The sequence below is a fragment of the Streptomyces sp. NPDC046860 genome (assembly GCF_040645115.1).
In the GTDB taxonomy this organism is placed as follows: Bacteria; Actinomycetota; Actinomycetes; order Streptomycetales; family Streptomycetaceae; genus Streptomyces.
This window is the reverse complement of sequence record NZ_JBEYXQ010000013.1, coordinates 39,676-66,355: the sequence shown is the minus strand read 5'-3', so window position 1 is coordinate 66,355 and position 26,680 is coordinate 39,676. Positions and strand designations below refer to the sequence as shown.

The 26,680-nt window shown below is 72.8% G+C and carries 26 protein-coding genes; 14 read left to right on the top strand and 12 right to left on the bottom strand.

Annotated features, from left to right (window positions below):
* Position 1: 1 nt before the first annotated feature.
* Positions 2-523: a MarR family transcriptional regulator gene (locus ABZ898_RS19985; protein ID WP_361660276.1), complete on the bottom strand. Its 522-nt coding sequence runs from the start codon at positions 521-523 to the stop codon at positions 2-4.
* A gap of 131 nt (positions 524-654) precedes the next feature.
* Here ABZ898_RS19985 and ABZ898_RS19980 point away from each other — a divergent pair, with 131 nt between their 5' ends.
* On the top strand, positions 655-1,443 hold the full coding sequence (locus ABZ898_RS19980) for a class III extradiol ring-cleavage dioxygenase (RefSeq protein ID WP_361660273.1): 789 nt from the start codon (positions 655-657) through the stop codon (positions 1,441-1,443).
* A 15-nt stretch (positions 1,444-1,458) separates the two neighbouring features.
* Here ABZ898_RS19980 and ABZ898_RS19975 read toward each other — a convergent pair whose 3' ends face one another.
* Positions 1,459-1,986 (bottom strand): N-acetyltransferase family protein, encoded by a 528-nt coding sequence (locus ABZ898_RS19975; RefSeq protein WP_361660270.1) that lies wholly within the window; start codon positions 1,984-1,986, stop codon positions 1,459-1,461.
* A gap of 191 nt (positions 1,987-2,177) precedes the next feature.
* On the opposite strand from ABZ898_RS19975, the gene ABZ898_RS19970 reads away from it, so the two are divergent.
* Positions 2,178-3,206, top strand: coding sequence for a sigma-70 family RNA polymerase sigma factor (locus tag ABZ898_RS19970; protein ID WP_361660267.1), 1,029 nt, complete (start codon positions 2,178-2,180; stop codon positions 3,204-3,206).
* 595 nt (positions 3,207-3,801) lie between these two features.
* On the top strand, positions 3,802-4,422 hold the full coding sequence (locus ABZ898_RS19965) for a TetR family transcriptional regulator (RefSeq protein WP_361660524.1): 621 nt from the start codon (positions 3,802-3,804) through the stop codon (positions 4,420-4,422).
* On the opposite strand, the gene ABZ898_RS19960 is transcribed toward ABZ898_RS19965, so the two are convergent.
* On the bottom strand, positions 4,413-5,381 hold the full coding sequence (locus ABZ898_RS19960) for a YafY family protein (protein ID WP_361660264.1): 969 nt from the start codon (positions 5,379-5,381) through the stop codon (positions 4,413-4,415). The genes ABZ898_RS19965 and ABZ898_RS19960 overlap by 10 nt on opposite strands.
* 63 nt (positions 5,382-5,444) lie before the next feature.
* Here ABZ898_RS19960 and ABZ898_RS19955 point away from each other — a divergent pair, with 63 nt between their 5' ends.
* From ABZ898_RS19955 to ABZ898_RS19940, 4 genes are all read left to right on the top strand, one after another.
* Positions 5,445-6,941, top strand: a complete 1,497-nt coding sequence (locus ABZ898_RS19955; protein WP_361660261.1) for an MFS transporter — start codon at positions 5,445-5,447, stop codon at positions 6,939-6,941.
* Between the two features lie 144 nt (positions 6,942-7,085).
* The gene (locus tag ABZ898_RS19950; RefSeq protein WP_361660258.1) at positions 7,086-7,847 is read left to right on the top strand and encodes a DeoR/GlpR family DNA-binding transcription regulator; all 762 of its coding nucleotides are present in this window, start codon (positions 7,086-7,088) and stop codon (positions 7,845-7,847) included.
* Entirely contained in the window at positions 7,844-8,791 is a 948-nt protein-coding gene (gene pfkB / locus ABZ898_RS19945) for a 1-phosphofructokinase (RefSeq protein WP_361660255.1), read from the top strand. Before ABZ898_RS19950 ends, pfkB begins: the two co-directional genes overlap by 4 nt.
* Before the next feature lie 118 nt (positions 8,792-8,909).
* Positions 8,910-11,021, top strand: a complete 2,112-nt coding sequence (locus tag ABZ898_RS19940; RefSeq protein ID WP_361660253.1) for a fructose-specific PTS transporter subunit EIIC — start codon at positions 8,910-8,912, stop codon at positions 11,019-11,021.
* 15 nt (positions 11,022-11,036) lie between these two features.
* Here ABZ898_RS19940 and ABZ898_RS19935 read toward each other — a convergent pair whose 3' ends face one another.
* Both ABZ898_RS19935 and ABZ898_RS19930 read right to left on the bottom strand, forming a co-directional pair.
* Positions 11,037-11,807 (bottom strand): DUF6227 family protein, encoded by a 771-nt coding sequence (locus tag ABZ898_RS19935; RefSeq protein ID WP_361660250.1) that lies wholly within the window; start codon positions 11,805-11,807, stop codon positions 11,037-11,039.
* Positions 11,808-11,892: 85 nt separating this feature from the next.
* Positions 11,893-12,546 (bottom strand): flavin reductase family protein, encoded by a 654-nt coding sequence (locus tag ABZ898_RS19930; protein WP_361660247.1) that lies wholly within the window; start codon positions 12,544-12,546, stop codon positions 11,893-11,895.
* A gap of 73 nt (positions 12,547-12,619) precedes the next feature.
* Here ABZ898_RS19930 and ABZ898_RS19925 point away from each other — a divergent pair, with 73 nt between their 5' ends.
* Positions 12,620-12,796, top strand: a complete 177-nt coding sequence (locus ABZ898_RS19925) for a hypothetical protein (protein ID WP_361660245.1) — start codon at positions 12,620-12,622, stop codon at positions 12,794-12,796.
* Between the two features lie 19 nt (positions 12,797-12,815).
* On the opposite strand, the gene mscL is transcribed toward ABZ898_RS19925, so the two are convergent.
* The 6 genes from mscL to ABZ898_RS19895 all read right to left on the bottom strand — a co-directional run bounded on the left by mscL (position 12,816) and on the right by ABZ898_RS19895 (position 18,639).
* Positions 12,816-13,340, bottom strand: coding sequence for a large conductance mechanosensitive channel protein MscL (mscL, locus tag ABZ898_RS19920; protein ID WP_361660242.1), 525 nt, complete (start codon positions 13,338-13,340; stop codon positions 12,816-12,818).
* A gap of 141 nt (positions 13,341-13,481) precedes the next feature.
* Positions 13,482-14,084, bottom strand: coding sequence for an RcpC/CpaB family pilus assembly protein (locus tag ABZ898_RS19915; protein ID WP_361660239.1), 603 nt, complete (start codon positions 14,082-14,084; stop codon positions 13,482-13,484).
* Between the two features lie 204 nt (positions 14,085-14,288).
* The gene (locus ABZ898_RS19910) at positions 14,289-15,122 is read right to left on the bottom strand and encodes an S-methyl-5'-thioadenosine phosphorylase (protein ID WP_361660236.1); all 834 of its coding nucleotides are present in this window, start codon (positions 15,120-15,122) and stop codon (positions 14,289-14,291) included.
* A 110-nt stretch (positions 15,123-15,232) separates the two neighbouring features.
* Entirely contained in the window at positions 15,233-15,553 is a 321-nt protein-coding gene (locus ABZ898_RS19905) for an FmdB family zinc ribbon protein (RefSeq protein ID WP_361660233.1), read from the bottom strand.
* A gap of 67 nt (positions 15,554-15,620) precedes the next feature.
* A complete protein-coding gene (locus tag ABZ898_RS19900) occupies positions 15,621-16,910 on the bottom strand; it encodes an MFS transporter (RefSeq protein ID WP_361660230.1) in 1,290 nt (429 codons plus the stop codon).
* Between the two features lie 223 nt (positions 16,911-17,133).
* Complete coding sequence (locus tag ABZ898_RS19895) at positions 17,134-18,639, bottom strand: potassium/proton antiporter (protein WP_361660521.1); 1,506 nt, start codon at positions 18,637-18,639, stop codon at positions 17,134-17,136.
* 270 nt (positions 18,640-18,909) lie between these two features.
* On the opposite strand from ABZ898_RS19895, the gene ABZ898_RS19890 reads away from it, so the two are divergent.
* Entirely contained in the window at positions 18,910-21,738 is a 2,829-nt protein-coding gene (locus ABZ898_RS19890) for a penicillin acylase family protein (protein ID WP_361660227.1), read from the top strand.
* A gap of 71 nt (positions 21,739-21,809) precedes the next feature.
* Here ABZ898_RS19890 and ABZ898_RS19885 read toward each other — a convergent pair whose 3' ends face one another.
* A complete protein-coding gene (locus ABZ898_RS19885; protein WP_361660224.1) occupies positions 21,810-22,430 on the bottom strand; it encodes a 5-formyltetrahydrofolate cyclo-ligase in 621 nt (206 codons plus the stop codon).
* Between the two features lie 94 nt (positions 22,431-22,524).
* On the opposite strand from ABZ898_RS19885, the gene galU reads away from it, so the two are divergent.
* The 5 genes from galU (at position 22,525) to ABZ898_RS19860 (ending at position 26,542) form a co-directional block, all read left to right on the top strand.
* Positions 22,525-23,427 carry a UTP--glucose-1-phosphate uridylyltransferase GalU gene (gene galU, locus ABZ898_RS19880; RefSeq protein WP_361660221.1) on the top strand — a complete coding sequence of 301 codons (903 nt, stop codon included), beginning with the start codon at positions 22,525-22,527 and terminating at the stop codon, positions 23,425-23,427.
* Between the two features lie 5 nt (positions 23,428-23,432).
* A complete protein-coding gene (glp, locus tag ABZ898_RS19875) occupies positions 23,433-24,749 on the top strand; it encodes a gephyrin-like molybdotransferase Glp (RefSeq protein ID WP_361660219.1) in 1,317 nt (438 codons plus the stop codon).
* Positions 24,750-24,894: 145 nt separating this feature from the next.
* Positions 24,895-25,374, top strand: a complete 480-nt coding sequence (gene moaC / locus ABZ898_RS19870; protein WP_030814523.1) for a cyclic pyranopterin monophosphate synthase MoaC — start codon at positions 24,895-24,897, stop codon at positions 25,372-25,374.
* Entirely contained in the window at positions 25,371-25,901 is a 531-nt protein-coding gene (locus tag ABZ898_RS19865) for a MogA/MoaB family molybdenum cofactor biosynthesis protein (RefSeq protein WP_361660216.1), read from the top strand. Before moaC ends, ABZ898_RS19865 begins: the two co-directional genes overlap by 4 nt.
* Positions 25,902-25,927: 26 nt before the next feature.
* Positions 25,928-26,542 carry a GNAT family protein gene (locus tag ABZ898_RS19860; RefSeq protein ID WP_361660518.1) on the top strand — a complete coding sequence of 205 codons (615 nt, stop codon included), beginning with the start codon at positions 25,928-25,930 and terminating at the stop codon, positions 26,540-26,542.
* Positions 26,543-26,680 lie beyond the last annotated feature (138 nt).

The window sequence follows — 26,680 nt, the reverse complement described above, 5'->3', positions numbered from 1 at the left end:
TTCAGCGGAGCCAGGGCAGGTCCGCGCCCGCCTCGCTCGGCTGAAGGCCCTCGGCGACGATCTCCATGATCTCGCCGAGGGCCTTCTGCTGTGCCGGGGTCAGCCGGTCGAACATGGCCTGCCGTACGGCGGCGACATGACCGGGCGCGGTACGGCGCAGCACCTCGGCGCCGTCCTCGGTGAGCACCGCGAACTGGCCGCGCTTGTCCGAGGGGCAGTCCTCGCGGCGCACCCAGCCGCTCTTCTCCAGCCGGGCGACGGCGTGCGAGAGCCGGGAGCGGGTGATCTTCGACTTCCGGGCCAGCTCGGTCATCCGCAGCCGGCGGCGCGGCGCCTCGGCGAGGGTGACGAGCAGCCCGTAGTAGATGTGCGGCATGCCCGCGTCGCGCTGGAGCTGCCGGTCGAGATGGTCCTCCAGCAGGGTCGTCGCGTGCAGATACGCCCGCCAGACGCGCTGTTCCTCGTCGGTGAGCCAGCGGTGGCCGGGGGCCGGCGCCGTTGCCGGGGTGGATGCCGAGTTCATGTCTTCCACTGTACGAGCCACCTTCTTGAAAATTGAACAAGCTGGGCGTAACCTGAGGCGTAATGCTTGAGAGTTAAAGCAAAGTTCGGGCCACGGTGGGTCGCCCCGAGGCCCGCCCGGGAGGAGACGCCATGCACGACACCGCCGAGCCGTCCGCCGCCGCACGCATGCCCGCTCTCTACCTCAGTCATGGCGCCCCGCCGCTCGCCGACGACCCCGTCTGGCCCGGCCAGCTCGCCGCCTGGTCCGCGGAGCTGCCCCGCCCGAAGGCGATCCTGATGGTCTCCGCCCACTGGGAGGAGGCCCCCCTCGCCCTCGGCGCCACCCGCACCCTCCCGCTGGTCTACGACTTCTGGGGCTTCCCCGAGCACTACTACCGCGTGCGGTACGAGGCCCCCGGCGCCCCCGGACTGGCCGATTCCGTGCGCAAGCTGCTGCGTGCCCCCGGCATGCCGGTCCAGGACGTCCCCGACCGCGGCCTCGACCACGGCGCCTACGTCCCGCTCGTCGAGATGTTCCCCGAGGCCGACGTCCCCGTCCTCCAGATCTCCCTGCCCACCCTCGATCCGGCCCGCCTGCTCGACATCGGCCGCAGGCTCGCGCCGCTGCGTGACGAGGGTGTGCTGATCGTCGGCTCCGGATTCTTCACCCACAACCTGGCCGCCCTGCGGCACGCCGGGGGCGTGCCGGGCTGGTCCGCCGAGTTCGACGACTGGGGCCGCGCCGCGCTGGACGCGGGCGACTTCGACGCGCTGCTGGACTTCGAGACCAAGGCGCCGGCCGGGAAGCTCGCGCACCCGCGCACCGAACATTTCGCGCCACTGTTCGTCACGCTCGGCGCGGCCGGCGCGGACGCGCACCGGTCGGTGATCGACGGGTTCTGGATGGGGCTCGCCAAGCGGTCCGTCCAGTTCGGCTGAAACCCGGTCGGCGACTCAGCCGGACTTCAGGTCCTTCTGGTACCAGGCCACGTCCCAGTAGCGGCCGAACTTGCGGCCCACCTCGCCGAACGTGCCCAGGTGCCGGAAACCGAAGCCTTCGTGCAGCCGGATCGACGCCTCGTTGGGCTGAGCGATGCCGGCGAAGGCGCGGTGCACGTCCTCGTCGGCCAGTGCGGCGAAGAGGGCGGCGTAGAGCAGCGTGCCGACGCCGCGGCCGGTGGCGTCCGGGGCGAGGTAGACGGAGGTCTCCACCGAGGGGGCGTAGGCGGCCTTCGGGCGGTGCGGACCCGAGGTGGCGTAACCCAGGACGCGGCGGGAATCCGCCTCCGTGGCAACCAGGAGGCGGTGCGGGCCGTCTTCCGGGTGGGAGAGCAGCCAGGGGCGGCGCTCCGTCGGGGTGAGAGGGGCCGTGTCGAATGTGATGGCCGTCTCACGTACGTAGTGGTTGTAGAGCGCCGTGAGGGCATCCAGATCGGCCTCGGTCCCTGGCCTGACCTGCACCTCTGTACGACTGGACGGCATCGCACCTCCCCATGTGGCGCCACAGGGTACTGCATGATCAGAAAAATCGGGGGGCGGGTTGGGAATTCTGTCCGGATTCCAGTCGTTGTTTCCCACGGATGCAGGGCACCCGAGGAGAGTCCCGAGGGAGGGTCCGGAGTGCCGAGCGTTCGTCAGGACCACCTGCCAGCCACCACCGCAAGGGAGCACGCATGGCAACCCGCGCCGTCGCCCGTCGTAAGTCCGCCAATGGGGGCACCTCCCAGGCTCCGGGCTCTGGGGGACAGACGGCAGACAGGGCAAGCAGCGTCCGCGTCCGCGGCGGCGAGATAGCCGACCGCGACCTGGTCGGCATGTACCTCGACGAGATCGCGCGTACGCCCCTGCTCGACGCCGCCAAGGAGGTCGAGCTGTCCCAGACGATCGAGGCGGGCGTGTTCGCGCGCCAGGTCCTCGACGGCCAGGAGGAGACCGCCGCCGAGGCGTCCCGCGAGGAGCTTCAGGCACTGTTCGACGAGAGCGAGCGGGCCAAGGACGTCTTCATCCGCTCCAACCTCCGCCTGGTCGTGGCCGTCGCCCGGCGCTACCCGCGCAGCGGCCTGCCCCTGCTCGACCTCATCCAGGAGGGCAACGCGGGCCTGGTGCGCGCGGTCGAGAAGTTCGACTACCGCAAGGGCTTCAAGTTCTCCACGTACGCGACCTGGTGGATCCGCCAGGCCATCACCCGCTCGATCGCCGACCAGTCCCGCACCATCCGGCTCCCCGTCCACCTGGTGGAGGAGCTGGGCCGCATCCGCCGCGTCCAGCGCGAGTTCAACCGGGAGCACGGCCGGGACCCGGAGCCCGCGGAGATCGCCGCCGAGCTGGCGTCCACGCCGGAGCGCGTCACGGACGTGCTCGACTGGTCCCGTGACCCGGTCTCGCTGAACATGTCGGTGGACGACGAGGGCGAGACGCAGTTCGGCGACCTGCTGGAGGACACCTCCGCGGTCTCCCCCGAGCAGTCGGTGCTCAGCCTGCTGCGCCGCGAGGAGCTGGACGACCTGATCGGCCGCCTCGACGAGCGCACCGCCTCGATCATCAAGATGCGGTACGGCATCGAGGACGGCCGCGAGCGGACCCTCACCGAGGTCGGCAAGGAGCACGGACTGACGCGCGAGCGGATCCGGCAGATCGAGAAGCACGCGCTGCTGGAACTGAAGAAGCTGGCCCGCGACACCGGGTTCGACGCGGCGGCGTAGGCCCCCAGGGCCCCCAGGGGGGGCGCCCGGGGTGGTGCGGCGGCGCGATGATGGCGGAATGCGGCGCCAACATGGCGTGGTCCCGTCGCTTCAAGGCCCCGGTGCGAGGGAACAACCCTTGCGGGCACCGGGGCCGAGGCTCCGGAGGCCGCACTCCCGCCGAGTACCGCACGGCGTCCCCACCGCCGTGCGCACCCGCCCTCCGGGGCGGGTCACCGACCAGTTCCGACGTCACATCCCCCCCGGCGTCGGGACTTCCCGCCGGGCTCCGGCGCCACCCCCCCGGCGCCGGAGCCCGGCTTTTTCGTGCCGGGAGCGTCTCGGGCGCGGGCAGGGCCGCGTGCGCGACTGCGGGCAAGGCCGCGTGCAGGGCCGCGGGGGCATGACCGCGGGCATGACAGAGCGGGCCACCCCGCACCTGAACCACGGGGTGACCCGCCGAATGGCAGATTGTGCCACAGGGGCATAGCCTGCCGAGGTGAGCACCCCCCGTACCACCCGTAACTCTGGCAACACCGGCACCACCGCCCGAAGGCGCTCCTACCCGGCGTCTCCGGCGGCCTCCCTCACCGAACGCCGTAAGGCCGAGACCCGGATGGAGATCGCCTCCGCCGCCGCGACCCTCTTCGTCCGGCAGGGCCTGCGGGCGACCCGCGCCGAGGACATCGCCCACGCGGCCGGCATCGCGCCGCGCACCTTCTACCGCTACTTCGCCTCCAAGGAGGAGGCGGTGGCCCCGCTGTACGCGGCGGGCGCCCAGCTCTGGACCGAGGCCGTCCGCGAGGCCCCGGCCCACCTCGCCCTCCCCGAGGCCCTGCGGCACGCCGTCGACCGCACCCTCGCCCCCGGGGTCGGAGTCTCCGCGTCCGCCTGGGAGTGGGCCCGCACCCTCATCCGCATGGCCCACACCAGCCCGGCCCTGCGCAAGGTCTGGGCGGAGGTCTGCCAGGCGTCCGAGACGGAACTGGCGCAGGCGCTGGCCGCCCGGCTGTCGCCCGGCACCGACGCGGACGGCACCGCCGAGGACGACACCGCCGAGGCGGCCACTCCCCACCTCCGGTTCGCCGCCGCCGTCGCGGGCGCGGCCGTGCGGGTCGCCGTGGAGACCTGGGCCCTCACCGAGGCGCCGCCCACCGGCCCGGCCGGTCCCGCCGCGCTGGCCCTCGGCAACCTGGTGGCCCTCGGCGACTTCGGCTGGGAAGCGCCTCAGGGCTGAGGGGCCGCGCTCAGCAGCCGCGCCCCCAGTTCCCGTACGGCCCCGGCCAGGGCGTCCGGCCCCTGGACCGTGAACGCGTGCCCCGCCGTCGCCAGCCGCATCGCCAGCCACTCCACCGGGTCCCCGGTGGAACCGCGCAGGACGCAGTGGCCGGGGCCGTCCGGCTCCGGGGCGCCGAACCAGTGGGGGAGGCGGGCGGCGACCAGATCGGCGGGGGCCGCGAAGCGGACGCTGAACTCCCAGGTCTCGCTGCGCCGTTGGATCGAGCGCCGCAGGAATTCCGCCGCGTCGCCGGAGGGCAGCTCGCGCGGGGTGAAGCGGGCGCCGGTGGCGAAGGGGTCGCCGACCCGGTCCACGCGGAAGGTGCGCCAGTCCTCCCGGTCGAGGTCGTAGGCGACGAGGTACCAGCGCCGCCCGGTGGACACCAGCCGGTGCGGCTCGGTCAGCCGGCGCGAGTCGCTGCCGTCACCGGCCCGGTAGGCGAAGCGCAGCCGCTCGTGGCCGGCGATGGCGGACGCGATCACGGTCAGCGTCTCCGGCGCGATCGTCGCGCCGTCGCCGCTGGTCAGCGGGGTGGTCGCGGCCTGGAGGGTGGCGACCTGGCGGCGCAGCCGGGCCGGGAGCACCTGCTCCAGCTTGGCCAGCGCCCGCACCGACGCCTCGTCCACGCCCGCGACCGCGTGCCCGGCGCCCGCGCGCAGGCCGACCGCGATGGCGACGGCCTCCTCGTCGTCCAGCACCAGCGGCGGCATCGCCTTGCCCGCGACCAGCCGGTACCCGCCCTCCGCGCCCTTGCTGGCCTGCACCGGATAGCCCAGCTCGCGCAGCCGGTCGATGTCGCGCCGGACCGTGCGGCGGGACACCCCGAGACGGCCGGCCAGTTCGCCGCCGGGCCATTCGCGGGGGGTCTGGAGGAGGGACAGGAGCGTCAGCAGCCGAGCCGGGGTGTCCGTCGTCATGCGTCCGAGCATGCCCCACATCTAGGACATGTTCTGTCCTACTGGGTCACTAGCGTGGAGCACATGACCTCAACGGAACAGACCTCCGGCGCGGACCGCCGCCGCTGGTTCGCGCTCGCGATCGTGATGACCGCGGCCTTCATGGACCTCGTCGACGTGACGATCGTGAACATAGCCATCCCCTCCATCGAGCGGGACGAGGGCGCCTCGTTCAGCCAGATCCAGTGGATCACCGCGGGATACGCGCTGGCCTTCGCGGCCGGGCTCATCACGGGCGGCCGGCTCGGCGACATCCACGGCCGCAGGCGGCTGTTCCTGCTCGGGGTCGGCGGCTTCACGATCGCCTCGGCGCTGTGCGGCCTCGCCGTCGACCCGGCGATGCTGGTCGCGGCCCGCATCCTGCAGGGCGGCATGGCCGCGATGATGGTCCCCCAGGTGCTGTCCATCGTGCACGCCACCTTCCCCGCCCACGAACGCGGCAAGGTCTTCGGCCTGTTCGGCGCCGTCGTCGGCCTCGGCGCGGTCTCCGGGCCGCTGCTGGGCGCGCTGCTGACGGAGTGGAACCTGTTCGGCCTCCAGTGGCGGCCCATCTTCCTCATCAACCTGCCCGTCGGCATCGCCGCCGTGCTGCTCGGCCGCCGCTACATCACCGAGTCCCGCGCCCCGCGCGCCCTCAAGCTGGACCTCGTCGGCGTCGCCCTGGTCACCCTCGGCCTGCTGATGCTGCTCTACCCGCTCACCCGCGGCCGCGAGCTGGGCTGGCCGCTGTGGGGCCACCTGCTGATGGCGGGTTCCCTCCTCGTCTTCGCCGTGCTGGTGGCGTACGAGCGGCGCAAGGCGGCCCGCGACGGCTCCCCGCTGGTCGAGCTGTCCCTGTTCCGGGTGCGCAGCTTCGCCGCCGGTATCGCCGTACAGACCGTGTTCGGGGTCGCGCTCGGCGTCTTCTTCCTGGTCTGGACGCTGTACATGCAGATCGGGCTCGGCTGGAGCGTGCTGCGCGCCGGGCTGACCGGGGTGCCCTTCTCGCTGGCGGTGTCGACCGCCGCCGCGATGTCGGTGCAGTTCCTGGTGCCGCGCTTCGGGCGCAAGGTGCTGCAGACGGGCGCCCTGGTGATGGGGCTCGGCGTGCTCGTCTACATCTGGGAGTCCGACCGGTACGGCCTCGCCATCACCTCCTGGCAGATGGCGCTCCCGCTGGTCGTCATGGGCGCGGGCATGGGCCTGATCGTGGCCCCGCTGACCGACGCGATCCTCTCCGGGGTGCCGCGCGAGCACGCCGGGTCGGCCTCCGGCCTGATCAACACCGTGCAGCAGATGGGCAACGCGCTCGGCCTCGGCCTGGTGTCCGTGGTCTTCTTCGGGCAGATCGCCGACCGGCTGACCCGGGAGCAGGTGGGCCCGGCCTTCGTGAACGCCTTCGAGCACGCGCTGTGGTGGGTGGCCGGGGTGATGGGCGTCATCTTCCTGCTGATGTCCGCGCTGCCCAAGCACCCGGCACAGCACGTGGAGGGCGGCACCGAGCTGCCCGAGGGGGCGCGGGAGCCGGAGCTGGTGTCCTGAGGGGCACACCCGCCCGAGTTCCGTTCATGTCCGAATGAAGTCCGAACCCGTTTACTTTCCGGACCTCCGGTCGTAGTCTCCAGAGAAACCACACGTTCGGGCATGAGTTCCGGGCGAGGGACGGAGACTCGGAGGCAGTCGGACATGTACGCACCGGAGCGGCAGCAGGAGATCCTCCGGCTCGCCCGGGACGGCGGCCGGGTGGACGTGCTGTCGCTCGCGGAGGTGTTCCAGGTCACGGCGGAGACCATCCGCCGTGACCTGAAGGCGCTCGACCGGGCCGGCCTGGTCCGCCGGGTGCACGGCGGGGCCATCCCGGCGGGCCGTCTCGACTTCGAGCCCGACCTGAGCGAACGCGAGGCCACCGCCGCCGACGAGAAGGACCGCATCGCCAAGGCGGCCCTCGCCGAACTCCCCGTGGACGGCACGGTCGTCCTCGACGCGGGCACCACGGTGGCCCGGCTGGCCGCGGCGATCCCGCTGGAGGCGACGCTCACCGCCGTCACCCACAGCCTGCCCACCGCCGCCCGCCTCGCCGACCACCCCGGCCTCCAGCTCCACCTGGTCGGCGGCCGCGTCCGCACCCGCACCCGCGCCGCCGTCGACGCCTGGGCCCTGCGCGCCTACGGCGAGATCCGCGCCGACGTGGCCTTCGTCGCCGCCAACGGCTTCTCCGCCGAGCACGGCCTGACCACCCCCGACCTCGCCGAGGCCGCCGTCAAGCGCGCCGCCCTCGCGGCCGCCCGCCGGGTCGTCCTGCTCGCCGACTCCGCCAAGCACGGCCAGGAGCACTTCGCCCGCTTCGGCGACCTGAGCGACGTCGACCTGCTCATCACCGACACCGGCCTCAGCCCCGAAGACGCGGCCGTCATCGAGCGCGGCGGCACGGAAGTGGTACGCGCATGATCCTCACCGTCACCCCCAACCCGTCCCTGGACCGCACTTACGAGGTGCCCGCCCTGGAGCGCGGCGAGGTCATCCGCGCCTCCGGCGAGCGCATGGACCCCGGCGGCAAGGGCGTCAACGTCTCCCGCGCGGTCGCCGCCGCCGGCCGCCGCACCCTCGCCGTGCTGCCGCTCGGCGGCGCGCCCGGCGCCCTCGTCGCCGAACTGCTCGACGCCCAGGGCATCGAGGTCGCGCCCGTGCCGGTCGCCGGGGCCACCCGCTCCAACATCGCGCTCGCGGAGACGGACGGCGTCCTCACCAAGATCAACGCGCCGGGCCCGGAACTGACCGCCGCCGAGGAGAAGTCGCTCCTCGACACCGTGCGCGCCCACTCGGCCGACGCCGACTGGATCGCCTGCTGCGGCAGCCTCCCGCTCGGCCTCGCCCCCTCCTGGTACGCGGACGTCGTCGCCCGCGCCCACTCCGGCGGCGCCCGCATCGCCCTGGACACCTCGGGCCCCGCCCTGCTGGAGGCGCTGCGCGCCCGGCCCGACGTGGTCAAGCCCAACGCCGAGGAACTGTCCGCGGCCGTCGGCCGCCCGCTGCTCACCGTCGGCGACGTGGTCAAGGCGGCCGAGGAACTGCGGGCGATGGGCGCACGCGCGGTGCTGGCCAGCCTGGGCGCCGACGGGCAGCTCCTGGTGGACGACGCCGGCACCTGGTTCGGCACCGCCCGCGTGGACGCCGTCCGCAGCAACGTCGGCGCGGGGGACTCCTCCCTCGCCGGGTTCCTGATCGCCGGGGGCAGCGGACCCGAGGCCCTCGCCTCCGCGGTGGCGCACGGCGCCGCGGCCGTGCGACTGCCGGGCAGCGTGATGCCGACGCCGGCCGACCTGGACCCCGCCTCGGTCACGGTCACCTCGGACGTCCCGGCCGGCCTGGTGCTGACGGAGCCGGTGTCATGAGCGCCGATGTCACGGACGGCCCGCTCCGGCATGCGTCACCCGCTGACCCCCTCACCCCTCACATCCCCGTCACGCCCGACCTGTGCGGCAGGGCGATACGCGAGCAAAGGAGCCCGCGATGAGCGAGATGATCACCGCGGACCTGGTCGACCTCGACCTGTCCGCCGAGAGCAAGGAAGCGGCGGCGCGAGCCCTCGCCGAGCGCATGGTGGCCAAGGGGCGGGTGACCGACCTGGACGGCTTCCTCGCCGACGTGGCCGCCCGCGAGGCCCAGATGCCGACCGGTCTCGACGGCGGTATCGGCATCCCGCACTGCCGCAGCGAGCACGTCACCGAGCCGACGCTCGCCTTCGGGCGCAGCGCCGCCGGGATCGACTTCGGCGCGGCGGACGGTCCGGCCGACCTGATCTTCCTGATCGCCGCCCCGGCCGGGGCGGACGACGCCCACCTCACGATCCTCTCCTCCCTGGCCCGGCAGCTCATGAACGCCGAGTTCACCGACGCGCTGCGGGCGGTCTCTGACCCGGAGACGGCGGCGGCGCTGATCCGGGGCGACGAGACGCCGACGGAGGGTGCGGCTGCTGAGGGTGCCTCCGCCGGGGACGCCTCCGCCGAGGATGCCCCTGCCGCGGAGGACGCGGACACCGCCACGGCGCCGACGGCGGCCTCCGTCGGCGCCGCGGCGGGCAGTACGACTCCGGAGCCCGCCGTGGCCACGGAAGCGCGGCCGTTCCGCATCGTCGCCGTCACCTCCTGCCCCACCGGCATCGCCCACACCTACATGGCCGCCGAGTCACTGGAGAACGCCGGCCGCGAGGCGGGCGTCGAGGTGACCGTCGAGACGCAGGGCTCGGCCGGCTTCACCCGGCTCGACCCGGCCGTGATCGCGGCGGCGGACGGCGTGGTCTTCGCCCACGACGTGCCGGTGCGCGAGAAGGAACGCTTCGCCGGCAAGCCCACCGTGGACGTCGGCGTGAAGGCGGGCATCAACCGCCCGGCCGAACTCATCACCGAGGTCCGCGCCAAGGCGGAACGCGGCGAGAGCACCGCCCCCGCGGGCGCGGCCGCCACCCCCGTGGAACGCGCGGGCGACTCCACCGAGGGCTACGGCACCAAGCTGCGCAAGTGGCTGATGTCCGGCGTCAGCTACATGGTGCCGTTCGTCGCCGCGGGCGGTCTGCTCATCGCCGTGGGCTTCGCCATCGGCGGCTGGACGGTGAACAAGGCGCCCTCCGTCATGGACCACTTCGTGTGGACCCAGGCCGACAGCTGGGGCGCGCTGCTGTTCCAGATCGGCGGCATGGCCTTCAACTTCCTGGTCCCGGTGCTCGCCGGGTACATCGCCTACGGCATGGCCGACCGGCCCGGCCTCGTCCCCGGCTTCGTCGGCGGCGCGATCTCCCTCAGTATCAACGCGGGCTTCCTCGGCGGCCTCGCGGCCGGTCTGATCGCCGGTGGCGTGGTGCTGGCGATCCAGCGGGTGCGGATACCGGCGGCCCTGCGCGGCATCATGCCGGTGGTGGTGATCCCGCTGATCTCGTCGGCGGTCGTCGGCTTCCTGATGTTCGTGGTGATCGGCAAGCCCATCGCCGCCGCCCAGAAGGGCATGACCGACTGGCTCAACGGCCTCACCGGCACCAACGCCGTCCTGCTCGGCGCGCTCCTCGGCCTGATGATGTGCTTCGACCTGGGCGGCCCGGTCAACAAGGTCGCCTACACCTTCGCCACCGCGGGCATCGCCGTCGCCGGCCCCGGTGACTCCGCGATGAAGATCATGGCCGCGGTGATGGCCGCGGGAATGGTCCCCCCGCTGGCGATGGCCCTGGCCACGACCGTGCGCGGCAGGCTCTTCACCCCGGCCGAGCGCGAGAACGGCAAGGCCGCCTGGGTGCTGGGCGCCTCCTTCATCTCCGAGGGCGCGATCCCGTTCGCCGCGGCCGACCCGCTGCGGGTCATCCCGTCCGCGATGGCGGGCGGCGCGGTCACCGGCGCGCTGTCGATGATGTTCGGCGCCACCCTGCGGGCCCCGCACGGCGGCATCTTCGTCGTCCCGCTGATCGGCAACGCGTTCCTCTACCTCCTCGCCATCGCCGCCGGCGTCTGCGTCAGCACCGCCCTGGTGGTCGTCCTCAAGGGCATGCGCAAGCCCGCTCAGGGCACCCCGGCGGCGGAGCCGGCGGAGGACCGGACGGCGGGGGAGAAGGGCACGAAGCAGGCGGTCGCCGCCTGATCCCCGTCCCTCACCTCACGCGCGTCCTCCCGGCGAAGTCCGCCGGGGGGACGCGGCGCGATGCTCCATGGCGTCGCGGGCCGCGTCCGGCGACGTGTACACCTCGCACATGTGGCGGCCGTCGGGCGTCGCGGTGTGCTCGACCTCCCACAGGGAGATCTCCCGCCCGTCCCGCAGCAGGAACGCGTGCTCGTACAGCGCGAAGCTCATCCCGGCCCGCGCGGTCCTGCCCGGGCGGCCGAACGCCTGGGTGATCTCGTGCCCCGACGCCGTGGACAGCAGGGCCGCCAGATCGGTGCCGGGCCGGTCCGGGTTCTCCGCCCGGCGCAGCAGCCTGCGCGCGTGGTCGGGGGAGTTGTCCTCCACGTAGGCGTGCCGGGGCGCGGGGGCGACCGACGGCACGGGCGGTACCGGCGGCTCGAACTCCGCGGTGTCGTACGGCAGCGCCAGCCGGGTCGTCGCGGTGTGCAGCTCCTCCTCGTCGAGGTACACCTCGTGCTGTGCCTCCGCGCCCGGCGCGGTGTTGTGGGCCAGCTCCCACAGGGTGACCGCCGATCCGTCCGCCAGCAGCCAGGTGTGCCGGTACGTCTCGCGGTGCAGGCCCGCGCTGTGGTGGGCGGAGTGCAGTGAACTGTCGTGCGCCAGCGCGCAGTCCAGGTCCCGGAGCACCTCGTCGGGCAGCTCGAACGAGTTCAGGGCACGGCCGAGGAGCCGCGCGAGGTGCTCCTCCGGAGACTCGGGCGACTGGGCGGATTCGTACTCCGCCGTCTCGTACGGAACGCTCAAGGTGTCTCCCGGCGTCGCTGCATGTCACCTGGTGGGTGCATACCGTAGCCCCTCGGTCGGACGTCGTGTCCGGGAACCGAGAAACCTACTGGACCAAACGCCGGGCGTGGCCGGAGAGTTCCCGCCCGGTGGCCGCGCGCGGGGTCTCGGTCCGGTAGGAGCTGCCCAGCTCGGGGCCGAGACCGAAGTAGTGGCGGAAGTTGTAGATCAGGGGGCTCCAGGCGGCCGGGTCTATGTGCTGGGTGCCCGGGACCACCAGGCCATGAGCGGCGTGGACCTTCAGAACCGTGGTCTCGACAATGACGCAGTCGCCGGAGAGGTCGGGCCGTATGCGTTCGGCGCGCGCCTCCAGCTGGAGGGGGCACTCGGCGGCCCGGGGCGGCCGGACCAGGTGAGAGGGCTCCTCGCGCAGTCCCGCCGCCGCGAACTTGGCGGGTTCGAAGCGGCAGCCCGCCGCCTTGGACGGCGGGACCGGGGTGCGGCCGGTCAGCGGGGCGAGGCGCTCCACCGCCCGCCACTGGTCCGGGGCGGGGAGGTTGATGACCAGATCCGGGCGGGCCTGAAGGTTGCGGGCGGTCTGGCCCTCGCGGCCCAGCCCGAGGACCACCGTGCGGCCCAGTGCCCACGCGGAGGACATCGGGGCCAGGTTGAAGGTGCCGTCCTCGTTCTCGGTGGACAGCAGCACCACAGGGGTGCCGAAATACAGGACGCTCGGCTCGATCGCCGTGTGGCTGTTCATGGGGGTGAGCCTAGGAAGCGGACTGTTCGGCGGGCGCCGAAGTGTGCCGGGCCGCGGACCGTACCCTTGACGCATGAGCACCGTCCCCGCACCCGAGCCGCGCGACCCGAAGGCCGCGCTCGTCTTCGACGACCCGCTGAACCAGCAGTCCTCGGACGACACCGACCGGGGGTGGGGCGAGGCTCCGTCCGGCGACAGTGCCGCCGACCTCAGGCGTTTCCTCGACGAGAAGCCGCCCCACCACCTCTGAGCGGTACGGAAGGCTTCCGTCAGCGCCCGTCGGGTCCGGCCGTGCGCTGCGGTGCGACCGTCCCGTCCGCGGCGCCCGTGCGCTGGGCGATCAGCAGGTCGCGGATGTCCTGGAGGACCTCCAGCTCGGTGACCTGGATCGGCTCCGGCTCGGGGTTGCCCGTGCGGGCCTGCTTGCGGGCCTCCTGGCGGGCCAGGTACTTCGCCATCGGCAGCACCATCAGGAAGTACACCACCGCAGCGGTGATCAGGAAGTTCAGCGCGGCACCGGCCACCGAGCCCCACATGATCTGGACGCCGCTGATGACGTCGCCGTCCGGGCCCAGCTTGCAGGGGTCCTTCAGGCACGAGCTGTAGTGGTCCAGGTTCTTCGTGCCGACCGCGCCGACCAGCGGGTTGATGACCCCCTTCACCACGGCGGTCACGATGCCGGTGAAGGCGGCACCGATGACCACCGCGACCGCCAGGTCGATGACGTTGCCGCGCATCAGGAAGGCCTTGAAGCCGTCCAGGACACTCGTCGCTTCCTTCTTCGTCTTGCCCACCTCGGTGACTCTCCTCGTCGTGTGCACAGGCTGGGGAACAGAGCGCTCCGCAACCTACGTCAAGGTGCGGCGGCGGTGTCCAATCCCGTCGCTCGATCGAGCGACTTGACCACACCCCGTCGCAAATGTGGCCGACAGGGCTCACCACAGCGTCACCGCCAGGCGTGCCGTGGGGCTCGCCCCCACCAGACGGGCCGCGGTGGCACGGGGCACCGCCAGCACGAGCAGCGCCCCGCCGGTGACGCCTGCCTCGTCGGCGCCGGCCCGCTCCTCGCCCTCCGGGACCGGCGGCTCCGGCGGCCGCACCACCCTGGCCCCGCGCGCCAGGACGCGCGCCGCGCCCCCGCCCGCCGCCCGCTCGTCCTCGGCCGCGACCACGTCCACCCGGTCCCCGGGGCGCAGCAGCCGGACGGTGGCCGCGTCGGCGATGCGGACCGGGGCCCGGACCAGTTCGCCCGGGCCGTGCCGTCGGCCCGGGTCCGCGGCCGGGTGGCCCCGGGGGCGCTCGGTGGCCCGGTCGCCGCCGGACAGGGGCCGGGGACCGGCCGCGACCAGCGCGGCCGCCGTCACCGCGAGTCCCGCGGCGACCGCCCGGCCCCGGTACCGCGCCAGCCGCCCCGCCTGACGGCTCCCGCCCCGCACGCGCACGGGCGGGAAGAAGGGGACCTCACGGGTCGCCGGGGCATCGGTGCCCAGCGGACGCGGGACGCGGAGAGCGGGGACGGTGTTCGGGTTCACGGACATGCGGATCACCACCGGCGGCGAGGGAACGGTTTGCGCTCCCCACGATGACCCGCCCCGCCGGACCCCGCCCTGACCCGTGGACTACCGGCCGGTTGTGGAAAACTCCGTCACCCGGACGGGAACGGCCGCCACCGCGACGTCACGCCGCCCTGCCCCCAAGGCACCGCGACCGCCCGCCCGCCCCCTGCCTCAGCGCACCCCGCCTCACGGCAGCGCGATCCCCGGCTCCATCCCCCCGAGCGCGTTCACGCACAGACAGTCCCGCTCCTCCGTCGCCGGAAGCGCGGCCACCGCGTCGAAGAGCACGCCCCGCAGCCGGTCCACGTTGGCCGCGAACACCTGGAGCACCTCGTCGTGGGACACCCCCTCGCCGGTCTCGGCACCGGCGTCGAGGTCGGTGACCAGGGTCAGCGAGGTGTAGCAGAGCTCCAGCTCGCGGGCGAGGGCCGCCTCGGGATGCCCGGTCATGCCCACCACCGACCAGCCCTGCGCCTGGTGCCACAGCGACTCGGCGCGGGTGGAGAAGCGCGGCCCCTCCACCACGACCAGCGTGCCGCCGTCCACCGGCGTCCAGTCCCGCGCGCGGGCCGCCTTCAGCGCGATGCTCCGCCCGGCGGGGCAGTAGGGGTCGGCCAGCGACACGTGCACCACGTTGGGCACCGTGCCGTCGGGGAGCGGGAACCCGTCGAAGTAGGTCTGCGCGCGCGCCTTGGTCCGGTCGACCATCTGGTCCGGCACCAGCAGGGTGCCCGGACCGTACTCCGGCCGCAGCCCGCCCACCGCGCAGGGGCCGAGGACCTGCCGCACGCCCAGCGAACGCAGTGCCCACAGGTTGGCCCGGTAGTTGATGCGGTGCGGCGGAAGGTGGTGCCCGCGCCCGTGCCGGGGCAGGAAGGCCACCCGCCGGCCCGCCACCTCGCCCAGGAAGACGGAGTCGGAGGGCGCGCCGTAGGGCGTGTCCACCTGGACCTCGGTCACGTCGTCCAGGAAGGAGTAGAAGCCGGAGCCCCCGATTACGCCGATCTCTGCGTTCGCCATGCCCAGCACCCTAACGGGCCACCGGAAGCGGCCACCAGGATCGTCCGCGCGCACCCATGCCGAAGACCCCGCCGTCGCGTGACGGCAGGGTCTTCAGGAGAACAGGGGCCTCAGGCGGCGGAGCCGGCCGAGGACGACGTGGAGGAGGACGACGAGCTCGTGGACGACGAGGTCGACGAGGACGACGGCTTCGAGTCCGACGACGAGGTCGACGAGGTCGACGGCTTCGCGGCCGGGCTGCTGCTCGACGACGCACCGCGCGAATCGTTGCGGTAGAAGCCGGAGCCCTTGAAGACAATGCCGACCGCGGAGAACACCTTCTTCAAGGGGCCACCGCAGCTGGGGCACTCGGTCAGGGCGTCGTCGGTGAACTTCTGCACCGCTTCAAGGCCCTCGCCGCAGTCCTTGCACTGGTACTGGTAGGTCGGCACTGTCTTCCTCCTGGCACTCTCACTCAGTGAGTGCTAACGATGCTCCATAGTGACGCATTCCCGTGGATCAGTCCACCGTGACCGGCTCGCGGTGACCGACGCCACGCGCCACGGTGCGGTTCCGGGCCCGCGCGACCAGCAGGGATCGCAGGGCCAGGATCGTCACCAGCGCCGGTACGGTTCCGGCCATCGGGACCAGGAACCCGGCGCCGTCCCACAGCCGGTCCTCCCATTGTCCCGCGACCGTGACGGCGGCCGCCTGGCCCAGCGCGACCGCGCCGGTCAGCCAGGTGAACGCCTCCGTCCGGGCGCCCGCGGGAACCAGGTCCTCCACCAGGGTGTAGCCGGTGATCAGCGCGGGCGCGACACACATGCCGACCAGCAGGCCGAGCCCGGCCAGCAACGGCACCGAGTGGGCCGTCCACAGCGCGGACGTGGCCAGCGCGAGCGCCGCGTAGCCCACCACGAGCCTGCGCCGGGGCGACGACTTCCAGGCGACCGCGCCGCACACCACCCCGGAAAGCATGTTTCCGGCGGCGAAGACGCCATAGAGGACGCCGTTCAGACCGGGCTCGCCGATCGACTCGGTGAACGCGGCCAGGGCGACCTGCATGCCGCCGAAGACCGACCCGATGCCCAGGAACGCCACGATCAGCACCCGGACACCGGGCACCCCGAGGGCGGACACGCGCGCGGGCGCCTCCTGGCCTGCCTCCGTGTCGTGCCCGACGGCCGGCTGCGAACCCCGCCGGGCTGCGAACAGCAGCCCGCCGACCAGGGTCAGCGTGGCCTCCGCGACCAGTCCGGCCGAGGGGGTGACGGCGGTGCACAGCGCGGTGGCCAGCAGCGGGCCGACGACGAAGGTCAGCTCGTCCGTGACCGACTCGAAGGCCGCCGCCGTGCTCATCAGCGGGGACCCCTTGAGCCGTGCGGCCCAGCGGGCCCGGACCATCGGCCCGACCTGCGGGACCGAGGCGCCGGTCGGTACGGCCGCCGCGAACACCGCCCACAGGGGCGCGTGCGCCAGCGCGAGCGCGGTGAGCGAGAGCCCCGCCGCCGCGTGCACGACGACGCCGGGCATCAGCACGGCCCGCTGGCCGTAGCGGTCCGCGAGGCGCCCGCTGTAGGGGGCGAACAGGGCCATGGAGACCCCGGTGACGGCCGCGGCGGCACCGGCGGCGCCGTAGGAACCGGTGGTGTGCCGCACCAGCAGCACGATGGAGATGGTGAGCATGGCGAACGGCTGGCGTGCCGCGAAGCCGGGGACCAGGAAGGTCCACGCGCCCTTGGTGCGCAGCAGTTGTCCGTAGCCCGGACGGGAGTTCGCCGACTGCTCGGCGGTGACCGTGGATGCCACGGCCCGTGCCTCTCTTCCGCCTGGTAGCGCGCCCGTGCGGGGGGCGCCGAGAGCCGTCCTCTTGCGCGGGACTGCGGTAGATACCGGTGGGCTCCAGGGCTTCTTCCGGCCGCCATACGGTCGCGCCAGCTCTGCGTCAGACAGATCCGACAGAGTTGGTTCGATCAGGTGCCCTGATCGTACAGGCGGCCCGATGCCCGCGGCCCTGTGAGAACGAGCACGCTCAGTGCCGGTGCGCCCGGCCGCCGGTGCCCAGCCAGTCGGCCAGCTTGCCGCCCTGGGTGACCGCGCGCAGCCGCCGTTCGGCCTGGTCGCGGACCGGGTCGGTGGCCACCACCAGCAGTTCGTCCCCGTGCCGCAGCACGGTCGTCGGCGACGGCACGAACGACTTGCCGTCCCGCACCACCAGCGTGACGGCGGCGCCCGGCGGCAGCCGCAGCTCGCCCACCTCCACGCCGTGCATCCGGGAGTCGTCGGGGACCGTCAGTGACAGCAGATGGCCGCGCAGCCGCTCCAGCGGCGCCGACTCGATGCCGAGGTCCGACGTCTCGCCCTCCTCGCCGAGCCGCAGCTTGCGGGCCAGCCAGGGCAGGGTCGGGCCCTGGACCAGGGTGTAGACGACGACCAGCACGAAGACGATGTTGAAGATGCGGCGACTGCCCTCGATGCCGCTCACCATGGGGATGGTCGCCAGGATGATGGGCACCGCGCCGCGCAGCCCGGCCCAGGACATCAGCGCCTGCTCCGGCCACGGCACCCGGAACGGGGTCAGGCTGAGCACCACGCTCAGCGGGCGGGCCGCCATGGTCAGCACCAGTCCGATGATCAGTGCGGGCACCACGTCGTCGCCCAGCTCGTGCGGGGTCACCAGCAGGCCGAGCAGGACGAACATGCCGATCTGCGCGATCCAGCCGAGCCCCTCGGCGAAGCCGCGGGTGGCCGGCCAGTGCGGCAGCTTGGCGTTGCCCAGCACCATCGACGCCAGGTAGACGGCGAGGAAGCCGCTGCCGTGGGCCAGGGCGCCCGCCGCGTACGCGGTGACGGCGATGGCCATGACGGCGATCGGGTAGAGGCCGGAGGCCGGCAGGGCGACGTGCCTGAGTCCCCAGGAGCCGAGGAAGCCCACGGCGAGGCCCAGGGCGGCGCCGATGGCCAGTTCCAGCACGATCTCGGCCAGCAGGACGTACCAGTGCTCGACCGGCCCGGCCTGGCAGAAGGCGACGACCAGGATGACCACCGGGGCGTCGTTGAAGCCGGACTCGGCCTCCAGGGTGCCCGTCACGCGCGAGGGGAGGGGAATCCTGCGCAGGACCGAGAACACGGCCGCCGCGTCGGTCGAGGAGACGACCGCGCCGACGATGAACGCCTGCCGCCACTCCAGTCCGGTCAGGTAGTGCGCGCCCGCCGCCGTTGCGCCGACGCTGACCGCGACGCCCACCGTCGCCAGCACGGAGGCGGACGGCAGCGCCGGCCGCACCTCCTTCCACTTCGTGCCCAGACCGCCCTCGGCGAGGATCACGACCAGGGCCGCGTACCCGATGACCTGGGTCATCTCGGCGTTGTCGAAGTGGATGTTCCCGATGCCGTCGGAGCCCATGAGGACGCCGATCCCCAGGTAGACGAGCAGGCTGGGGAGCCCGCTGCGCGAGGAGATCCGCACGGCCGCGACCGCGACCAGGAGGACCAGCGAGCAGGCGAGCAGGAGCTGGTTGAGGTGGTGGACAGTCAGCGGCGCATCCCTTCCTTGGCCCGCGCGGGGGCACGCGCGGGCTCGCGTACATCAAGACACCGAGGGGCGGCGCACCGCACCCGACTACTTCGTTACCTTACCTAACTCTTGACGTTTCCTTGACGCTCGCCTTGGCAAGATCGAACGCCCGTGCGCGCTCGTTCCCGACTCCGCGTCAAGTGGCTCCGGACCCTGCGCCTATGGTTGCTCCAGCGCTCATTCAAAGTCACAGCCCCGTCTGCCGCTCGCGTGAGGACAGCAAGGACAGCGATGCCCCCCAATACCACCGCCACATCGGGCGACAAGCCCGGCAAGTCCGGCAGGAAGAAGGGGCGCAAAGCCCGACTTGTCGTGATTCTGCTGGTCCTGGCCCTCATCGGAGGCATAGCCTTCGGGGCGTTCTGGTCCATCAGCACCGTGCGTGCCTCCTTCCCGCAGACCAAGGGATCGATCACGCTCAAGGGCCTGTCCGGCCCCGTCGACGTCAAGCGCGACGGTCACGGCATCCCGCAGATCTACGCGTCCTCCGACGCCGACCTCTTCATGGCGCAGGGCTACGTCCAGGCGCAGGACCGGTTCTACGAGATGGACGTGCGCCGCCATCTCACCTCCGGGCGCCTGTCGGAGATGTTCGGCAAGAGCCAGGTCAAGAACGACGCGTTCCTGCGCACCCTCGGCTGGGACCGGGTGGCGAAGCAGGAGTACGACAGCAAGCTGTCCCCGGCGACGAAGAAGTACCTCCAGTCCTACGCCGAGGGGGTCAACGCCTACCTCAAGGGCAAGGACGGCAAGGACGTCTCCCTGGAGTACGCCGCCCTGGGATTCGCCAACGACTACAAGCCCGCCGAGTGGACGCCCGTCGACTCCGTCGCGTGGCTGAAGGCGATGGCCTGGGACCTGCGCGGCAACATGCGCGACGAGACCGACCGCGCGCTGATGACCAGCCGGCTGAGCCCGCAGCAGATCCGCGAGCTGTACCCGGACTACCCGTACGAGCGGAACAAGCCGATCGTGCGCGAGGGCCAGTACAGCGCGCTGAGCAAGACCTTCCAGCAGAGCGGCGCCCCGGCGTCCACCGGGACGGGCACGCAGGGCTCGACGGGGGCGACGGGCACGACGGGCGGCACCGGCACCGCGGGCACCGGCACCGGCACCGGCGCGACCGGCGCCACGGGTGCCACCGGCGGCACCGCCGCCGGCACCGGCCTCACCGGCCAGCTCACCGGCCTCTCCAAGGTCCTGGACGACCTGCCCACCGCCGTCGGAGTGAACGGCCAGGGCATCGGCTCGAACTCATGGGTCGTCTCGGGGCAGCACACGATCACCGGCAAGCCGCTGCTGGCCAACGACCCGCACCTCTCCGCGTCGCTGCCCTCGGTCTGGTACCAGATGGGCCTGCACTGCCGGAGCGTCTCCAGCAAGTGCCAGTTCGACGTGGCGGGCTACACCTTCGCGGGCATGCCCGGCGTGGTCATCGGCCACAACGGCAAGATCGCCTGGGGCATGACCAACTCCGGCGTCGACGTCAGCGACCTCTACCTGGAGAAGCTCTCCGGCGACGGCTACCTCTACGACGGCAAGGTCCGCCCCTTCCGCACCCGTGAGGAGACCATCAAGGTCGCCGGGGGAGCGTCGAAGAAGATCGTCGTCCGCCAGACCGCCGACGGCATGCCGCTGCTCTCCGACCGCGACGAGGAGCTGGTGGAGGTCGGCCGCAAGGCCGGCGTCGACACCGCCGCGCCGGACCGGGGCGACGGCTACGGCATCGCGCTGCGCTGGACCGCGCTGGACGCGGGCACCTCCATGGACGCGGTGTTCGCCATGGACAAGGCGTCGGACTGGACGAGCTTCCGCTCCGCCGCCGCCCTGTTCGACGTGCCCTCGCAGAACCTGATCTACGCCGACACCCGGCACATCGGCTACACCCTGCCCGGCAAGATCCCGACCCGCTCCGCGGGCGACGACGGCTCCCTGCCGGCGCCGGGCTGGGAGTCGAAGTACCGCTGGACCGGCTTCATCGGCAAGGACGAGCTGCCCTACGAGTACGACCCGGAGCGCGGCTACATCGTCACCGCCAACCAGGCCGTGGTGGACAAGGCGTACCCCTACACCCTGACCACCGACTGGGGCTACGGCACCCGCAGCCAGCGCATCGCCGACCTGATCGAGTCCAAGATCAAGGACGGCGGCAAGGTCTCCACCGACGACATGCGCCAGATGCAGCTCGACAACAGCAGCGAGATCGCCAAGCTGCTGGTGCCCAAGCTGCTGAAGCTGGACCTGGACGACTCCGAGGTCCGCAAGGCCCAGAAGCTGCTGGAGGGCTGGGACTACACCCAGGACGCCGACTCGGCCGCCACCGCCTACTTCAACGCCGTGTGGCGCAACATCCTCCGGCTCGGCTTCGGCGACAAGCTCCCCAAGGAGCTGCGCGCCAAGGGCCAGTGCCTGTGGGTGGAGAAGGCGGGCAGCACCGGGCCGCTGGACGACGAGAGCAAGGTCCGCGAATGCGGCCGGCGCGACGCCGACCAGGCGCAGCCCGACGGCGGCGACCGCTGGTTCGAGGTCGTGCGCACGCTCATGGACAAGCCGGACAGCCAGTGGTGGCAGGCGCCCAAGTCGGGCAACCGCCCGGCCGCGCACGACCGAGACGAGCTGTTCACCCGCGCCATGATCGACGCCCGCTGGGAGCTGACCGCCAAGCTCGGCAAGGACATCGACACCTGGAGCTGGGGCCGGCTGCACCGGCTGTTCCTGAAGAACCAGACGCTCGGCATCGAGGGCCCGGACCTGGTCCAGTACGCCCTGAACCGCGGCCCCTGGAAGCTCAGCGGCGGCGAGGCCACCGTCAACGCCACCGGCTGGAACGCGGCCGGCGGCTACGGAGTGGTGTGGGTGCCGTCCATGCGGATGGTGGTCAACATGGCCGACCTCGACAAGTCCCGCTGGATCAACCTCAGCGGTGCCTCCGGGCACGCCTTCAGCGCCCACTACACCGACCAGACGGACAAGTGGGCCGAGGGCGATCTGCTGCCCTGGTCCTTCTCCGCCAAGTCGGTCGACGGGGAGACGAAGGACACGCTGAACCTGCGGCCGTGAGCCGCTGACGAGCGGAAGACCGGGGCCCTCCACGCGCGCGTGGAGGGCCCCGCCGCGTTTCGGGACCCCGGTCAGGGGCGCGCGAAGCGGCGTACGCCCGAAGGTGTCACCACCGCGTGCACCGGGCGGTCGTGCGCCTCGGCGGGCACCCGCGCCACGACCTCCGTGTCGTACAGCAGCACCACGAGCGCCGTGCGCGCGCCCGCGTGCTCCAGGCGCGCGAGCACCCGGTCGTACGACCCCCCGCCCCGCCCCAGCCGCATCCCGCGCGCGTCCACCGCGAGACCGGGCAGCAGCACCACGTCCGCCGAGACCACCGCGTCCGGGCCGAGCCGCGCCCCGGTGGGCTCGGACAGCTCCATTCGCCCGCCGTGCCGGACCGCCGCCAGCGAGCCGGGGCCGGTGTACGCGCCCCAGTCGAGGTCGTCGTCGGGCAGCAGCGCCGGGAGCAGCACGCGCGTGCCCCGCAGCCGCAGTGCCTCCAGCAGTGCGGTGGTCGCGGGTTCGGTGCCCACCGACACGTACGCGGCGACCGTGCGCGCCCCGGCGAGTTCGGGCAGCGCGAGGGCGTGCGCGGTCAGCGCGGCGCTCGCGCGGGCGCGTTCGTCCGGCGTCGATTCCCTTCTCGACGCGAGGAGTTCACGGCGCAGCCCGCGCTTTTCCGGCTCGGCCGCGCGTCCGTCGTCTTCCACAGCCGGTCTCGGCTTTCTCTCGGTCCGCCCGTATCACGTTCACCTAAGCGGAGCAGCGGATTCTCCGCAAAGGACACCGGTTAGAGTGGCGCGCATGACTCAGTCGCACCCAAGGATCAGCAAGGCTGTCATCCCGGCAGCCGGGCTCGGCACCCGTTTCCTGCCGGCCACCAAGGCCACTCCCAAGGAGATGCTGCCGGTCGTGGACAAGCCGGCGATCCAGTACGTGGTCGAGGAAGCGGTGTCAGCCGGCCTTGAGGACGTACTGATGGTCACCGGGCGTAACAAGCGTCCGCTGGAGGACCACTTCGACCGCAACTACGAGCTGGAGTCCGCCCTTCAGAAGAAGGGCGACGCCGACCGGCTCTCGCGGGTGCAGGAGTCCAGCGACCTGGCCACGATGCACTACGTCCGCCAGGGCGACCCCCGCGGCCTCGGCCACGCCGTGCTGTGCGCCGCGCCCCACGTCGGCCACGAGCCGTTCGCGGTGCTGCTCGGCGACGACCTGATCGACCCCCGCGACCCCCTGCTCCAGCGCATGATCGACGTGCAGGAGCAGCACGGCGGCAGCGTGATCGCCCTCATGGAGGTCGCCCCCGAGCAGATCCACCTCTACGGCTGCGCGGCCGTGGAGAGCACCGGTGAGGGCGACGTCGTCAAGATCACCGGCCTGGTCGAGAAGCCGGACCCGGCGGACGCCCCGTCGAACTACGCGATCATCGGCCGGTACGTCCTCGACCCGCACATCTTCGACATACTGCGCAAGACCGAGCCGGGCCGCGGCGGCGAGATCCAGCTCACCGACGCCCTCCAGCAGCTCGCCGAGGACGAGAAGGTCGGCGGCCCGGTGCACGGCGTCGTCTTCAAGGGCCGCCGCTATGACACCGGCGACCGTGCCGACTACCTGCGTGCCATTGTCCGCCTCGCGTGCGAACGTGAGGACCTGGGCCCGGACTTCCAGACCTGGCTGCGCAGTTTCGTCGCCGAGGAGATGTAGGAACGTTGAGCACCGCCGCTAACCGTCCCGTCGGACCGGACCACGTGTGGTCGGTGGACGAGCACCTTGAGGACATTCTCAGCACCGTCCGCCCGCTCGACCCCATCGAGCTCCAGCTCCCCGACGCGCAGGGCTGTGCGCTGGTCGACGACGTCATGGTGCCGGTGTCCCTGCCGCCCTTCGACAACAGCTCCATGGACGGTTACGCGGTACGCGTCGCGGACGTGACCGGGGCCACCGAGGAATACCCGGCGGTCCTGGACGTCGTCGGTGACGTCGCGGCCGGGGACGCGTCCCCGGTCCAGGTGGGCCCCGGCCAGGCGGCGCGCATCATGACCGGCGCGCCGCTGCCGCCCGGTGCCGAGGCCGTCGTCCCCGTCGAGTGGACGGACGCCGGGCTCGGCGGCGGCCCCGCGAGCGGCATGCGGGCCCGCGCCCAGGCGCCCGAGGGCGCCGAGGGGCAGGTCCGGATCTTCCGGCCCGCCGAGACCGGGGCGCACGTGCGGCCCAGCGGCAGCGACGTCCGGGCAGGCGACCGGGCCCTCGCCGCGGGCACGGTCCTCGGCCCCTCCCAGATCGCCCTGCTGGCCGCGATCGGCCGCGGCACGGTCCGGGTGCGGCCGCGCCCGCGCGTGGTCGTGATGTCCACCGGCAGTGAACTCGTCCAGCCGGGCGAGCCGCTGGCGCACGGTCAGATCTTCGACTCCAACAGCTTCGCCCTCACCGCCGCCGCCCGGGCCGCGGGTGCGATCGCCTACCGGGTCGGCGCCGTCGCGGACGACGCGGACATCCTGCGCTCCACCATCGAGGACCAGCTGGTCCGCGCCGACCTGCTGGTCACCACCGGCGGGGTGAGCGTCGGCGCGTACGACGTGGTCAAGGAGGCGCTGGGCGAGGTCGGCGAGGAGGAGGGCGGCGGGGTCGACTTCCGCAAGCTCGCCATGCAGCCCGGCAAGCCCCAGGGCTTCGGCGCGGTGGGCCCCGACCACACCCCGCTGCTGGCCCTGCCCGGCAACCCGGTGTCGTCGTACGTCTCCTTCGAGCTGTTCGTCCGCCCCGCGATCCGCGCCCTGATGGGGTTCCCGGACGTCCACCGGCCGCGCACGCGCGCCACCCTCAAGGTGGACGAGCCGCTGCGCTCGCCCGAGGGCCGCAGGCAGTTCCTGCGGGGCAACCACGACAACGGCGAGGTCGTCCCGGTGGGCGGCAGCGGTTCCCATCTGATCGCGGCGCTGGCCCACGCCAACGCGCTGATCGTGCTCCCCGAGGACATGTCCGCGGCGGAGCCCGGCACCGAGGTCGAGGTCGTCCTGCTGGGCTGACCGCGAGGGTGCCCCGGAAGGTCCGCGGGGGACTCACGCGGGGTCCCGGGCCGGTGCCCGGGCCGACTTGGCGGTAGCGTGGCGCGCACAAGAGGCCCGCGCACCGCAAGCGCCGGCGGGCCGCAAACGGGAAGCACCGCACACCATGAGTACGCACGACCGACTGACGCACATCGACGAGGCGGGCGCGGCCCGGATGGTCGACGTATCCGGGAAGGAAGTGACCGCGCGCACCGCCCGTGCCAGTGGCCGGGTGCTCGTGTCACCGCGCGTGGTCGAGCTGCTGCGCGGCGAGGGGGTGCCCAAGGGCGACGCCCTGGCCACCGCCCGGATCGCTGGCATCATGGGCGCCAAGCGCACCCCGGACCTGATCCCGCTGTGCCACCCGCTGTCGGTGTCCGGCGTCACCCTGGACCTCGCGGTCACGGACGAGGGTGTGGAGATCCTCGCCACCGTGAAGACCACCGACCGCACGGGCGTGGAGATGGAGGCGCTCACGGCGGTCTCCGTCGCAGCCCTCACCGTGGTCGACATGGTGAAGGCGGTCGACAAGGGCGCCGTCATCACCGACGTGCGGGTGGAGGAGAAGACCGGCGGCAAGTCCGGCCACTGGAGCCGGGCGTGACCGGCACCCCGGCCTACCGGGCGCTGGTCGTCACGGCCTCCAACCGCGCCGCCGCCGGTGTCTACGCCGACAAGGGCGGCCCCGCGGTGGCCGAGGGCCTCACCCGCCTCGGCTTCGCCGTGGACGGCCCGCGCGTGGTCCCGGACGGCGACCCGGTGGGGGCCGCCCTGCGCGAGGCCGTGGCGGCCGGGTACGACGCGGTCGTCACCACCGGCGGCACCGGCATCTCGCCCACCGACCGCACCCCCGAGGCGACCCGCGCGGTCCTCGACTACGAGGTGCCCGGCATCGCCGAGGCGATCCGGGCGTACGGACGCGAGAAGGTGCCCACCGCGGCGCTCTCCCGGGGTCTGGCCGGGGTCGCGGGCACCACGGTGATCGTGAACCTGCCGGGTTCGAGCGGCGGGGTGCGCGACGGCCTCGCCGTGCTGGAACCCCTGCTGACGCACGCCGTCGACCAGATCCGCGGCGGCGACCACCCCCGGCCCGACGCACCGGGCCGCACGGGTGCCGGGGGTGCGAGCTGACCGGCAGAACCTGGCCCGTCGTGCTGGTGGACGGGGATGTCGTCCTGCGGCCGATAAGGCTGCGCGACCAGCGCGCCTGGCGCGAGGTCAACCGGCGCAACCGGGACTGGCTGCGCCCCTGGGAGGCGACCATCCCGCCGCCCACCCCGAGCGGGCCGATCACGCACCGGCCCACCTACCGCCAGATGATCCGGCACCTGCGCTCGGAGGCGGGGGCGGGCCGGATGCTGCCCTTCGTCATCGAGTACCAGGGGCGCCTGGTGGGCCAGCTCACCGTCGCCGGGATCACCTGGGGCTCCATGTGCTCCGGGCACATCGGCTACTGGGTGGACGAGTCCGTCGCCGGGCGCGGGGTGATGCCGACCGCCGTGGCGCTGGTGTCGGACCACTGCTTCCGCTCGGTGGGCCTGCACCGGCTGGAGGTCTGCATCCGCCCGGAGAACCGGCCCAGCCGCCGCGTGGTGGAGAAGCTCGGCTTCCGCGAGGAGGGCCTGCGCCCGCGCTATCTGCACATCGACGGCGCCTGGCGCGACCATCTGGTCTACGCGCTCACCGCCGAGGAGATCCCCGACGGCCTGGTCGACCGCTGGCGGCGCACACGGGCCGGACGGCCGGGAAATGCGAACAGCACGGGAAATTGAATAAGTGTTCGAATTAATGCCGGAGCGGACCGTCTTAAGTCCGTCTCCGGGCATTAAATTCCCCCCTTCGACGGTCCGCTGATCGCATCGGTCGCAAAAAAAGCTGGAAATATCAGCCAGATCGTGCGACACACCGGC